The following is a 13,541-nucleotide window of genomic DNA, read 5'->3' on the forward strand; positions in this document are numbered from 1 at the left end:
ACATTATGTTAATCGGTGGAATCATCCGATTAATTCTTTAGCTGAAGCAGCCACACCCTTGCGGCTTCAGCATCCAATTCTATTTGATTCTTTAGTGCGTCGAACGATTCAAATTTTATCTCGTCGCGCAGTTTGTGCAAAAGTCGTACTTCTAACTGTTTACCATATAAATTGGCTTTAAAGTCAAAAAAATGCACTTCCAATTGCTGCCTTACCCCATTAACTGTTGGTCGTTGTCCAATATTAGCAACGCCACCGACAGGAACACCGTCGATATCCAAAGCTTCAACAACATACACTCCCGATACAGGAGAAACACAACGCTTTAATGGAATATTAGCGGTAGGGAAACCGATAGTTCTCCCTAGTTTTCGACCATGGGACACTCGACCACTAATACTGTAATCACGTCCTAACATGGTAGCACTTGCAGCCAAGTCATCGACCGCTAATGCATTTCGTATCTCAGTACTGCTTACTCGTAATTGGTTTAAGCAATAGCTTTGGGTGCTGACCACCTCAAAACCGTACTTCTCACCCGCCTCTTTGAGCATAGCGAAATTACCGGTACGACCTTTACCAAAGCAAAAATCGTCACCAACCACCAAGAACTTCACACCAAGCTTATCAACCAAAAGATCCTTAATGAATGCTTCCGCGGATAAACTTGCAAAATACTGATTAAAATTAACACACAATAAGCGACTGATATCTAGCTTACTCAGTTGCACGTATTTGTCTCGTAAACGAGTTAAACGTGCTGGCGCTCTATCTCGGGCAAACAGCTCCATAGGCTGCGGTTCAAACGTCATAACAACAGAAGGTAGCCCTAATGCTGCAGCTTGTTTAGAAACCTGACTCAAAACCTCTTGATGTCCTAAATGAACACCATCGAAGTTACCTATGGTTAATACACAGCCATGATGCTGCGCTTTAATATTGTGTATACCTCGGATCAGTTCCATTATGATCAGCTAAAACCTGTTATTTGCATCATTTATTGTGTGAAACCGACGGATTATATACTAATCAGTATTAATCTGTCGCTGCTTTTAAATGTTTTACTCGGATACCTAAAATCAGTACCGAAACAATATAAACAAAGCCACCAAGTCCAATCAAGCCAGTTAATGTCAGCGCTCTCTGGCTAAAGCTCCATTCAAGCCAATGTTGCATATTATCCAGCTGCCATAAAATAGCCGCTACCATCACCACACCTGAGATAATTAATTTGGCACTGAACAACAAGGTTGTCTTAGTTAATTGATACACACCCGCAAGGTGCAATCCTCGATATAACAAGGCCATATTCACAAAGGCAGACAGTGCCGTCGCAATCGCCAAACCCACATAGCCATAAAAATAAGCAAAGATCGCGTTAAACACCATATTAGTCACCATAGCGATAATGCCGTACTTAACCGGTGTTTTGGTATCTTGGCGAGAGTAGTAACCCGGAGCTAAAACTTTAATCAACATGAAGTTAAGCAAGCCTGATGCGTAAGCTACCAATGACATCGATGCCTGCTGTACATCGTGTGGAGAGAACTCACCGCGCATGAATAGCACCATCAGCATTGGTTTAGCTAAAACGATAAGACCTAACATCGCAGGAATACCAAGCAGCAAAACCATGCGCACGCCCCAGTCCATGGTATGCGCGAACCCTTCCCCTTGAGCATCTACATGTTTACGAGATAAAGCAGGAAGAATCACGGTCGCAATCGCGATACCGAATAAACCGAGAGGAAATTCAAGCAGTCGGTCTGAGTAGTACAACCAACTGATAGAGCCTGTTGCGAGGAAGCTGGCAATAAAGGTATCAAACAATAAGTTGATTTGACTGACCGATACACCGAACAAAGCAGGGATCATTAATGTGCGGATCTTAACCACCCCCGGATCTCTCCAGCCCCACTTTGGCTTAACCAACACACCCGCTTTGATCAAGAAAGGCATTTGGAAAAGGAATTGGACTAAGCCGCCAAGAAACACACCAATGGCCAAGCCAATTTCTGGTTGCTCTAAATTAGGTGAGATAAACCATGCAGCGCCTATGATCATCACGTTCAAGAACACAGGGGTAAAAGAAGAGACCGCAAACTTACCTAATGTATTAAGAATCGCACCGGATAAAGCAACGAAGGTAATAAACCATAAATAAGGAAAGGTAATCTTGAGCATAAAGCTCGCCAACTCAAATTTGGGTGCTGATGGGCCATCATTTAGCCAGTCGATAAACCAACCTGCACCAAACATCGCGGTGATCACGCCAGAGCCCAATACTCCGATAACGGTGACAATAGAAACTAAAACCCCGAGCGTACCCGACACCTTAGCAATTAAATCTCGTGTCTTATATTTATCACCTGCGGCGTGATATTCCGTTAATACAGGAACAAACGCTTGAGAAAACGCACCTTCTGCAAAAAGTCGACGTAAGAAATTAGGAATTTTATTAGCGAAAAAAAATACGTCGGCACTCGCTCCTGCCCCCATCAAATTTGCTACTACTACATCACGTACTAGCCCCAATACACGGGAAACAAAAGTCATTGCGCTGACAATCAGGCCTGACTTTAATAGTCGTTTACTCACAGAAACCTCTGACACTGGTTGATTACTTTCAAGCGAGGATAAATACTATCCTGTCCTAAGAAGCATATTTATTAGCATTGGTCTAAAAATGCTGTTAGAATCCCCGCCATCTTAACCGCGATGACCTTTCCATACCAAAGTTTGTTTGGCTACGATTGGTTTTTGCACAAATCATTTGACAATTAAGCGCTAATGAGGGATAGTCCTCGCCCTTAAATTGTCACCGAACTAAGTTTTTGGGAGTTAGACCCTTGGCAAACAGTAAATCTGCTAAGAAGCGCGCTATCCAAGCTGAGAAACGTCGCCAGCACAATGCTAGCCGTCGTTCTATGATGCGCACTTACATGAAAAAGACTATCGCAGCTATCGCAGCTGGTGATAAAGAAGCTGCAACTGCTGCTCTTGTAGAAGTTACACCACTTCTTGACCGTATGGCGACTAAAGGCCTTATTCATAAGAATAAAGCTGCACGTCATAAGTCTCGTTTCGCTGCTGCAATCAAAGCTCTTTAATAGAAATTTGATTACAACGCAAAACGAAAAAAACCGGCCTAGGCCGGTTTTTTTATATCTAAATTTTGAGTAACGCTTTTATTTTACGTGCTAACAGCCGTTTTTCTGACCGATAAACAATTTAAGCAGATAGATAAAACAAACAATCAGAAAAATAAATAGAGAAGCAAATTGGTACGTAGATAGATAGGTAAACACTAACGTTCAATGTGAAATGCTAACACTTCCTTGTGTCATTCTATCGCTGATAAGAAATCCCCCTCCCACCAGCAATAAGCTACTTGCAGTAAATACCATGCAGTAGGTTAATCATCGCTTTTACTTCTTCACTACTCAATGTGTAATACACAGTTTGAGCTTCTTTGCGAGTTTCGACCAAACCATCTCTTCTCAACCAAGCAAGATGTTGAGATAAAGCAGACTGACTCAGTTCCAACTTGCCACACAACTCCCCAACCGACAGTTCAGTGCCATGTAATAGGCACAAAATCTGTAAGCGACGCTCGTTAGCCATGGCTTTGAGTAGAATCACAGCTTGTGCTGAGTTCTTCTCCATCTCTTTTAAGTTCATAGTTTGGCTCCCTACAACCTTTACGCCAACTACGGGCTATCAGTATTTCCGGCATATTGCGGAGTTATGATAATCGATATCAATTCATTAACAAACTATCTCACTCGAACAATTTGCTAAAATCTGCGTCACATACGTTTTTTACTGCTGGATGTTGGATCATCCTCTCAGCAAATATGACGTAGTACTCCTCTTTTAACTCTTCAATACCGCCTAATAGTTGCAGTGATGTGTCGTCTTCCACTTCAGACATATAAATCGTCGGTGCTAAAAATATTACGTCATGATGGTAACGAGCAAAAGCCTTCATCAATGCGGCATCATCAAACTCACCTAAAATATCTGGCTTAAGCCCTTGTCTATCAAACCATTGCAGCACTTTACGACCCATTGAGGTTCGGCTGCCAGGGATCAAAAGCTTTCTTTGCTCCAATACAGCAGGGAAATTAACCCCTTCAACCTGACCTGAACTAAAAAAGCTCATTCCACTCTCACCCAGCTTTTTACTGAACAGGCCCGGGCTTTGACTAGAGTCCACCGGACAGTCAGACAAAATCATATCGAGCTTATGTTGAGAGAGTTGCTCAAGTAGCATTTCATGGGTCGATTCAAAACAGCGCAAGTGAATGCTGTTATCTGGAGGGATGGTCGACATCAGTATCTTACTGACGAGTCTTTTAGAGAGCGCATCCGCGACGCCAACATCAAACAGAATATTGGAGTGCTGGCTGTAATTCACGATGTCCAGCATCTCGTAACTCAGGCCAAACATACGATCGGCATATTTAAAGACCAGTTGCCCAAGCTCTGTAGGCTCAACACTTCGGCCATTACGCTTGGTCAACTTGCCATCCATGCGTTCTTCTAAGGCTTTTATCTGCCCCGTTACCGTTTGTGGTGTTAGGAATAGGGCTTCTGCAGCTTTAGTAACAGAGCCTTGCTTGCAAACCATCCAGAAGTAATACAGATGGTTGTAGTTGAGATGCGACATAGATGTGCCGTAATAAAAGAGTAGATACCCTTTTATATCAAATATGACACCGCCACTCAACAAACTCGGAAAAACCTAACCAAACATAGATTTACCACTTATTTTTTCGAAGTGTCTGATTTCATAATGTAATATTTCATCGATTATTTTCAATTTTTTTTTAACTTTTAAGATCTATATCACCTATAGAATTTCCATTAAAAAACAATTTAAAACAACAACTTAAAACAACCACATTAGCAATTGGAATATTTAAAGAGTAAATCATCACAAAAAAGTCGCACCTAAACCAAAATGTAATATTACTGAAATATTTCCCCTCTAACATCACGCTCAGATTAAACAAACAGACCAAACACAGACTTAAACGGTCCAATGGAGAAAACATTATGAACCAAGCTACTACTGCAGCAGCGCCTATCTCGAGCACTACTCGTTGGCTACGCTGGGCTAACTTGGCATTCATGCTTTACCTACTATTACTTTCAGTTTCAATGGTTGGTACAGGCTTCAAATGGGCAACAGGCGAGCAAGCAAAGGTTCTTTTCGAATTTGCTTCACACCCAGTTGCAGGCTTAATGATTGGTTTAGTAGCAACAGCGCTTATTCAATCATCAAGTACAGTTACTTCAATTATCGTTGGCCTTGTGGCAGGTGGTTTACCTGTTGAGCTAGCAATTCCTATGATCATGGGTGCTAACATTGGTACTACGGTAACCAATACGCTAGTTAGCCTTGGTCACGTTCGTTGTAAAGAAGAGTTCAAACGTGCATTCGCAAGTGCGACAATCCACGACTTCTTTAACCTATTAGCCGTTGCTATCTTCCTACCACTAGAGATGGCGTTTGGAATTCTAGAGAAAATTTCTCACTGGTTAGTATCACCGATGCTAGCAACAGGTGATATGAGCATGGGTGGTCTTAACTTCATCAAGCCAATCACTAAGCCTGTTGTAAGTGCGATTAAAGAACCACTATCAACGTTTGGCGACACTGTTGGCGGCATCATGCTTATCGCTCTAGGTATCGCAACTATCTTCGTAGCTATTACTGTAATGGGTAAGCTGATGAAGAGCCTAATGGTTGGTCGTGCTCGTGAGATTCTAAAGAACGCAATCGGTCGTGGTCCAATCCACGGTATCGCTTCTGGCTCTATCGTGACTATCCTTGTTCAGTCTTCTTCTACGACAACAAGCTTGATGGTTCCACTAGTAGGTTCAGGTGTTCTTAAAGTACGTGACGTTTACCCATTCACTCTGGGTGCAAACATCGGTACATGTATTACGGCTCTACTTGCAGCTACAGCAGTGTCTGGTGAGTTCGCAGTATTCGCACTACAAATTGCTCTAGTACACTTGGTGTTCAACATCATGTCAACGGTATTCATCTTCGGTATCCCGTTCCTACGTGAACTTCCAGTTAAAGCGGCAGACATGATTTCAGACATGGCTGTGAAGAACAAAGCTGTAGTGGCTGGTTACCTTGTTGCGGTATTCCTTGTACTGCCTGGTAGCGTGTTAGCTCTTACCGCTTAATAGCAAAATAAACATCGCTTATAGCAAAGCCCGCTACCTCCTAGGTTGCGGGCTTTTTCTTTTTAAGAGCAGATACGGGATTCGTGTAAGCGAGTATCGAAGAGAAAGAGCCAATGCGCGTTGAGAGTATACGAGTAACATAAAGCATCACACAGCATATGATTTCTCTGCTCTTCGAATCTCGATTACTCGTCACTGTAACTTAGATACAAAAAAGGCTGCACAGAGGCAGCCTTTCAATCAAACAAAGCGAGTGAGATTAAACCGAGAATGGGTACTTAATCGCTTCGTGGCATTCGTAACCTTCAACCCAGAAGTCATCCATCGTTACCCATGTTTCCAAATCTTCTAGAGACTTAATCTGAGGATTGATATGGAATGTTGGGCCAGCTAACGGCTCACGCTTTAACTGGATATCACGCATAGGTGCAAGTTGATCTTCGTAAATATGAGCATTTACTAGCTTATGGTAAGCCACGCCAGCTTTCTTACCCGTGATTTGCGCCATGATAGCTAGGAAGACATACACTTGAACCATGTTGAAGTTCAGGCCTAGGGGTACATCGCAAGAGCGCTGAGTGCTGTTTAGGTACAGAGTATCACCAAGTAGTGAGAAGTGATGGCTGTACATACACGGACGCAAACATCCCATGTGGAACTCACCTGGGTTGTAGAAGTTTAAGATCTCGCCGCGGTCATCAATACCGTTAGTTAGATCATCAACAATCTTCTTCAGTTGGTCGATATGACCGCCGTCAGGTTTTGCCCATGCACGTCCTTGAACGCCATAAACACGGCCCATGTCATCTTCACCCTTGCGGTAAGGGTTATTCAGCCATGCTTCATTCAGGTTAGAATTCGCATCCCAAGTTTTAGTCCCTAGCTTACGAAAATCTTCAGCATTGTCGTAACCACGGATATAGCCAAGCAGCTCAGCAACTGCGGCTTTCCAAAAACTCTTACGCGTTGTTACCAGTGGGAATTGGTTATTACCAACATCATATTCAAGATCAGCATTGATCACGGTTAGGCAACGCTTGCCCGTGCGTTCATTTTCAATCCAAGTACCGTCATCAACGATACGCTGACAGAGATCTAAATACTGTTTCACACCAATTCCTTACTTCGTTTGTTGTGGTAATTCGTCTTTGTAGTGACCACGCTTGTATGCCCACACCATCATCAGCACACCGATGATAACCATTGGCAGTGACAAAATTTGTCCCATAGAGATAAATCCACCGAACAAACCTAGGTGAGCATCAGGTTCACGTACGTATTCTACTAAGAAGCGGAATGTACCATATCCAGCTAGGAATAACCCTGATACAGAACCAAGAGGACGCGGCTTTTTGATAAACCAGTTCAAGATGAAGAACAGCACGATACCTTCAAGCGCCATCTCGTAAAGTTGAGATGGGTGACGAGGAAGTGGACCACCGTTAGGGAACACAATCGCCCATGGCACATCAGTCACACGGCCCCAAAGCTCGCTGTTCATGAAGTTACCTAGACGGCCCATACCTAAACCAAATGGGACGAGTGGTGCAATCATGTCTGCCACGCCAAAGAAGGTGCGACCATTCTTTTTCGCATACCAGAACATTGCGGTGATAACACCCAGCAAGCCACCGTGGAAAGACATACCGCCAGTCCATACCTTAAATAGGTACAGTGGGTCTGCTAGGAAAAGGTCAAAGTTGTAGAAAAGTACGTAGCCAATACGACCACCCAACACCACACCTAGAAAGCCAGCAAACAGTAAGTCTGATACTTGCTCTCGAGTCCAACCACTACCCGGTTGATCAGCTCGGCGATTTGCTAACCAAAGAGCAAACATAAAACCGACAAGGTACATTAGGCCGTACCAACGAACTGAGATTGGTCCTAGTTCAATAAGAACAGGATCGATATTTGGGAATTCGATAAAACCCTGAGACATACTTGGCTCTCTATCTAAATTGATTAACGGTTAGCTCAATGACTAACAGAAAAGACACTACAGCAGCATTGTGGCTGCTATAAACATTAAAAATACCGCAAAGAATTTCTTCAGCACAGGGGTTGGCAATTGAGTGGCCAGTTTCGCACCCACTCGAGTGGTCAAAACTGAGGTACAAGATATCGCGATCAAAGCCGGTAGATAAACATAACCCAAGCTATACGCAGGAAGATCATCGACAGAAGATCCATGCCAAATGAAACCTAGCATTCCCGAAATCGCGATAACACAACCGCATACCGAAGATGAGCCGACGGCTTTACGCATTTCCACACCGTGATGGTTAAGGAAAGGTACCGATAAAGACCCACCGCCAATGCCCGCTAAGCTTGATACCAAACCAATCCCGCCGCCACACAACACGGTTTTAGCTGAACCCGGCATCGATTTTTGGCTCTTGGAGCGAATCGACAATAGCATTTGCAACGCCAACACCAAAACAATCACACCAAAGACTTTTGGTAAGTATTGAGCTGGAATTACATCGGCCACGAAAGAGCCGAGGAAGCCACCTATCACCACACCTGGCATCAACCATTTAACGACAAACATCTCTAAGTTACCCAACTTTAGATGGTTAATCGCAGACGATCCCGACGTAACGATGATGGTTGATAGCGAAGTAGCCAATGCCATTTGCATCGCAAACTCTTGGGGGATACCCGCTTTAGGAAGCAAAAACAGTAAGGCAGGAACAACCAGCAAACCACCACCAATGCCTAGCAAGCCTGCTAAAACACCAACAATAGCACCAAGGCCCGCTAACAAGCCTATCAGTTCATATGACACGTTAAATCCTATTTTTTACCTGCTCGAATGAAGCCTGTAAATTCACGCTCTTCGAAATAGTTCAGCATCATACTATAGATGTCACTACCATACGGTTTTGAAAGTGCCTTATTTGCCAAATCCTGTAATTCAGCCAAGTTCGATTGACGAATCAAATATTTGGTTCTTGCGACATTCGAGGTATTCATACTTAACGTCTCATACCCCAATCCAATCAATAGCAGCGCGCCCATCGGGTCACCGGCTAACTCGCCACAAATACAAACAGGTAATTGATATTGCTTACAAGTATCATGAATTTGTTTTAATGCCATGATCACCGCAGGGTGCATTGATTCATAGACATCGGATACTCGTGAATTGTTCCGATCAACCGCTAATAAATATTGGGTTAAGTCGTTGGTACCGACTGAAACAAAGTCGACCTTATGCGCAATCAGCGGCAGTATGTACAGCATGGATGGCACTTCAATCATGATACCAACGCGAGGCATACGCACTCGGTTATCAAGCTCATGCACTTCATAATACGCTTGTTCAATCAACTGTAGCGCGTCATCCAACTCCTGTGCACCAGAGATCATCGGCAGCAAAATACTCAAGTTATGGCTTTCACAGCTCGCACGTAGCATGGCACGTAACTGAATAATAAAGATGTCAGGATGATCGAGCGTAAACCGAATACCACGCCAACCAAGGAATGGATTGTCCTCTTCGATAGGAAAATACGGTAAGGCCTTATCACCACCGATATCGAGTGTACGCATCACCACTTGTTTCTCTGGGTAGCTTGCCAGTACAGAACGATACTGCTTGAATTGTTCATCCTCTGACGGGAATCTTTGCTGCAACAAGAAAGAAATTTCAGTTCGATACAGCCCTACGCCATCAACGCCTTGGTTGATAGCGATGTTAGTGTCTGCACTTAAACCCGCATTAAGCAGAATCTCGACTTGCTTGTTGTCTTGCGTTTTTGCCGGTAGGTACAGCTCGCGATTGACCATAGAGGAGAGCTCACTCTCTTCTAGAATCAGCCCTCGATACTCTTTGAGCAGGCTTTTAGTCGGCTCAATAAAGATCTCACCGCTATACCCATCAACAATCGCTCGCTTGCCATTAGCTTGAGCTAGGTTGAGGTTTACCCCCATGACGGAAGGAATGCCAAGCGCTCGAGATAAAATCGCTGCGTGCGAGTTCGCCGCCCCTTCCAAGGAAATCACCGCTAAGAGCTTTTCTTTGGGAATAGACGCTAATACCGAAGCGGTTAACTCACGAACCACTAGGATAATCGGCTTATCTAACGTGCGAAGTTCATGTTCAGAGTTGTGGAGGAAATAGAGCAGCCTTTGTCCGAGCTCTCGGATGTCTTGTGCTCTCTCACGAAGATACACGTCCGACATACGAGCAAAGCGATTAGAATAACTCTCTACAACCTGTCTTAGTGCCCAATCGGCTTTATCGCCTTTCTGGATTTGGCTTTTTAGATCCTTACGCAGCATAGGATCGTTGAGTAAGTGAGTAAACAGGTCAAAGATCGCCAACGCATCTTTATTGATTTCGCTATCTAAGCGCTTTCGCATGCGCTTAAAGTCATTGAGGGCGTTTTCAACCGCTACCGCCAACAACTCATGCTCTCTCTCTATATTGAGCGTCGAAGCAGGATAAACATCGGTGAGTTCAGGCTGAGTGTTGTCCCACCATAAGTCACCAATCGCCACGCCCGATGAAGCTGCAATACCTTTAGTAGCCGGTAGCTTCTGTTGCTCTAACAGCCAATGGCCTTGAGTTTGGGCGTGCGCCACAATAACGGCAAGTTGTGCAGAGAGCGTGACAAGGAAGGATTCTTCCATCTCACTAAATAAACGTGGGGTCTTCTGTTGAATGACCAATACACCGAGCACTTGCTTGCGGTGGATAATCGGAGTACCGAGAAAAGAGTGATAGACGTTTTCTCCAAGCTCTGGAAAAAACTTATAAGCAGGGTGAGCAGACGCTTGTGCAAGGTTGATAGGTTCAGCACTTCTTTTAACAAGGCCAACCAGACCTTCGTCAAAACCAATGTGAATGCTATTGCCTTTGAAGATCAGGCCTTGAGTTGCCATCAACTCAAGGCGCTGCATATCATTATTTGCCAAATACACGGTGCAACATTCCGTCTGCATCGCACTGCATGTCTCTTTAACCAAAATATCAAGAGCCGTCGACACATCTTCAACTCTTGATACGTGTTCAACTATTTCCCTTAGTTGACTGAGCATGCTTAACCTCTACGCAATTTGCGCTTTCCTTTTATTTTTCGCTCTTTAAACGGCATTGCTAAAGATGCGAACTCTTTCATCGCTCGACGGTAAACATCTCGCTTGAAAGAAACAACTTGTCGAACTGGGTACCAGTAACTCACCCAACGCCAACCATCAAACTCAGGTGTACTTCCACGCTGCATATTGATATGCGATTCATCGCAATCTAAGCGCAAAAGGAACCACTTCTGTTTTTGTCCAATACAGACAGGTTTAGAATCCCACCGAACCAGTCGTTTGGGTAGCTTGTAGCGTAACCAATGACGACTTGTCGCGACGATCTTTACATCCTTTTTAGTAAGGCCAACCTCTTCATACAACTCGCGGTACATTGCCTGTTCCGGAGTCTCACCTTCATCTATTCCCCCTTGAGGGAATTGCCATGAATGTTGCCCGTATCGTTTAGCCCAGAAGACCTGACCATGGTTGTTACAGATTACAATACCAACATTTAATCGGTAACCATCGCCATCTATCACTGGCCAACCTCTATCTAAATTTTTAATTACTCTGATTTTTCCACATATCCCCAATCGGAGCAAACTTAGTGACGTGATAAGCGCTATATTTATGAATAATAACTAGGAATATGGATAAGTTTTGCTCAAATTCTAGTTACCCACACAATAGTGAGACATAGACCACATTTATTCACCTTTTCTGTGAATAACTATGTGAAGAATTACCCGCAATCGTTTTTTTTAATCCATAGATTCATCAACACCAAAAACAACAAATCAGTCAAAATAATTTTATTATTATATAAATCAGTAGATTAAAATAACATTCTAGTTTTAAAAAACATTAGAAATGTAAAAGATCTTTCAGAAACCTGACATGGTTAAAGATCAACCACTCCGATGTTTATCCACACTACTAAGTGAAAGATTCATTTTGAACCCCATTTGGCAAGCATTTTATCCACCATAAACCCCTGTTTATTTATCCACTAAATTAATATTTCAATTAATTACCTTTATGTCCTGTGGATAACCCTGAATTTGATCCCTTCTCTCGCAAGGAGATCATTTCTTAACCAGTCGTCATTTGGTGATAACTTCTGATAAAATCATTTTTTTGATCATGCCTTTTATTATGAAACCAGAACCACAAACACAACAAGAGCTGTTAGAGCGCGCGTATGCCATCGCCGGAATGACCTTTAAAGAGCTCGCTGACGAAGCTGAGATGGTGATGCCAAACGACCTTAAGCGTGATAAAGGCTGGGTTGGGCAGCTATTGGAATGGCACTTGGGTGCACCTGCAGGCAGTAAGCCAGAACAAGATTTTGCCAAGCTCGGTATCGAGCTAAAAAGCATTCCGATTAGCTACTCTGGCAAGCCACTCGAAACCACCTTTGTGTGTGTTGCTCCTTTGATGGGTGTGCAAGGCATAACTTGGGAAACCAGCCACGTTCGAAACAAGCTGTCTAAGGTGTTGTGGATCCCTGTCGAGGGAGAAAGAGAGATCCCGCTAGCAGAGAGGCATGTAGGATCCCCATTATTATGGACACCTAGCCAAGCTGAAGACGAACTCTTGAAGCGAGATTGGGAAGAACTGATGGAGTTGATCGTTTTAGGCAATGTTGAACAGATAACAGCAAGACACGGTGAAGCACTGCATTTACGTCCGAAGGCTGCTAACAGTCGTGTGTTAACGGAAGCTTACGGTGCAAGCGGAAAACCTATCAAAACTAAACCACGTGGTTTCTATCTGCGAACTCAATTCACCCATAAATTACTGACAACACATTACGCATAGATCGTTTAATCGAGCCTCGATAGCCAAAACTATCAGTGCGTTAAAAAACAGTCTGGAATTAGAATCAATATCTCGCTACCAACGCCTCTTAATGAGGTTTGAGCGCCAGTTCAATATCACAGTAGCTTTGGCTTGGCTCATTACCAAACTCATCATAGGCGTTGTGTAAGCGAAGATACGCCTTTTCAAAGCCGAGCCGGAGTAACTCCTCTTTCACTTGATCCAAGGATCCAAAGTGAAGCGGCTCGCCGTCTTGCTTTACCGGTTCTAGCTTATGTTTGTACTCCACCGCCAATAGATATTCTGAAATATCAGAACAGCCAATAACGTACACTTTGGGTGTTTGATAAGAGTCTTTGTGCTCTCCATGTAACCACATGTCTAATTGATGCTTTTGCATAGCCGGCCTCCCTTGCTCTATAAAGCTTAGTAGAACTCTTTTCCTTTACTAGATAACGACTTAAAAAAGCACAGATCTCGGC

The 13,541-nt window shown here is 43.6% G+C and carries 13 protein-coding genes; 3 read left to right on the top strand and 10 right to left on the bottom strand.

All coding sequences use genetic code 11. The features are described from left to right. Window positions 1-29: 29 nt before the first annotated feature. Window positions 30-965 (bottom strand): bifunctional riboflavin kinase/FAD synthetase, encoded by a 936-nt coding sequence (gene ribF, locus AB4263_RS08185; protein WP_017062867.1) that lies wholly within the window; start codon window positions 963-965, stop codon window positions 30-32. A gap of 70 nt (window positions 966-1,035) precedes the next feature. Continuing rightward, window positions 1,036-2,598: a murein biosynthesis integral membrane protein MurJ gene (murJ, locus tag AB4263_RS08190; protein ID WP_372098056.1), complete on the bottom strand. Its 1,563-nt coding sequence runs from the start codon at window positions 2,596-2,598 to the stop codon at window positions 1,036-1,038. Window positions 2,599-2,849: 251 nt separating this feature from the next. Between murJ and rpsT the strand changes: the two genes are divergently transcribed. Beyond that, entirely contained in the window at window positions 2,850-3,110 is a 261-nt protein-coding gene (gene rpsT, locus AB4263_RS08195; RefSeq protein WP_004739529.1) for a 30S ribosomal protein S20, read from the top strand. Window positions 3,111-3,387: 277 nt separating this feature from the next. On the opposite strand, the gene AB4263_RS08200 is transcribed toward rpsT, so the two are convergent. Together AB4263_RS08200 and nhaR are read right to left on the bottom strand one after the other, a co-directional pair. Beyond that, a complete protein-coding gene (locus tag AB4263_RS08200; protein ID WP_004735028.1) occupies window positions 3,388-3,681 on the bottom strand; it encodes a metalloregulator ArsR/SmtB family transcription factor in 294 nt (97 codons plus the stop codon). A gap of 100 nt (window positions 3,682-3,781) precedes the next feature. Beyond that, window positions 3,782-4,672, bottom strand: a complete 891-nt coding sequence (gene nhaR / locus AB4263_RS08205; protein ID WP_017059341.1) for a transcriptional activator NhaR — start codon at window positions 4,670-4,672, stop codon at window positions 3,782-3,784. A gap of 389 nt (window positions 4,673-5,061) precedes the next feature. Between nhaR and AB4263_RS08210 the strand changes: the two genes are divergently transcribed. Further along, window positions 5,062-6,207, top strand: coding sequence for a Na/Pi symporter (locus AB4263_RS08210; protein ID WP_017059340.1), 1,146 nt, complete (start codon window positions 5,062-5,064; stop codon window positions 6,205-6,207). Window positions 6,208-6,466: 259 nt separating this feature from the next. Here AB4263_RS08210 and AB4263_RS08215 read toward each other — a convergent pair whose 3' ends face one another. The 5 genes from AB4263_RS08215 to rppH are packed head-to-tail and all read right to left on the bottom strand — an operon-like array spanning window position 6,467 to window position 11,777. Continuing rightward, window positions 6,467-7,318: a thymidylate synthase gene (locus AB4263_RS08215; RefSeq protein ID WP_017059339.1), complete on the bottom strand. Its 852-nt coding sequence runs from the start codon at window positions 7,316-7,318 to the stop codon at window positions 6,467-6,469. A 9-nt stretch (window positions 7,319-7,327) separates the two neighbouring features. Next, window positions 7,328-8,149, bottom strand: coding sequence for a prolipoprotein diacylglyceryl transferase (gene lgt / locus AB4263_RS08220; protein WP_017059338.1), 822 nt, complete (start codon window positions 8,147-8,149; stop codon window positions 7,328-7,330). 57 nt (window positions 8,150-8,206) lie between these two features. Beyond that, entirely contained in the window at window positions 8,207-8,998 is a 792-nt protein-coding gene (locus tag AB4263_RS08225) for a sulfite exporter TauE/SafE family protein (RefSeq protein WP_372098057.1), read from the bottom strand. An 8-nt stretch (window positions 8,999-9,006) separates the two neighbouring features. After that, window positions 9,007-11,256 carry a phosphoenolpyruvate--protein phosphotransferase gene (gene ptsP, locus AB4263_RS08230; protein WP_372098058.1) on the bottom strand — a complete coding sequence of 750 codons (2,250 nt, stop codon included), beginning with the start codon at window positions 11,254-11,256 and terminating at the stop codon, window positions 9,007-9,009. Window positions 11,257-11,258: 2 nt separating this feature from the next. Then, a complete protein-coding gene (gene rppH, locus AB4263_RS08235; protein ID WP_017059335.1) occupies window positions 11,259-11,777 on the bottom strand; it encodes an RNA pyrophosphohydrolase in 519 nt (172 codons plus the stop codon). A gap of 616 nt (window positions 11,778-12,393) precedes the next feature. Here rppH and mutH point away from each other — a divergent pair. Beyond that, entirely contained in the window at window positions 12,394-13,059 is a 666-nt protein-coding gene (gene mutH / locus AB4263_RS08240) for a DNA mismatch repair endonuclease MutH (protein ID WP_032546406.1), read from the top strand. An 88-nt stretch (window positions 13,060-13,147) separates the two neighbouring features. Here mutH and AB4263_RS08245 read toward each other — a convergent pair whose 3' ends face one another. Beyond that, on the bottom strand, window positions 13,148-13,459 hold the full coding sequence (locus AB4263_RS08245) for a DUF6482 family protein (protein ID WP_004735016.1): 312 nt from the start codon (window positions 13,457-13,459) through the stop codon (window positions 13,148-13,150). Between the last annotated feature and the right edge of the window lie 82 nt (window positions 13,460-13,541).

It is taken from the genome of Vibrio sp. 10N.261.55.C5, assembly GCF_041470505.1.
GTDB lineage: Bacteria > Pseudomonadota > Gammaproteobacteria > Enterobacterales > Vibrionaceae > Vibrio > Vibrio crassostreae_C.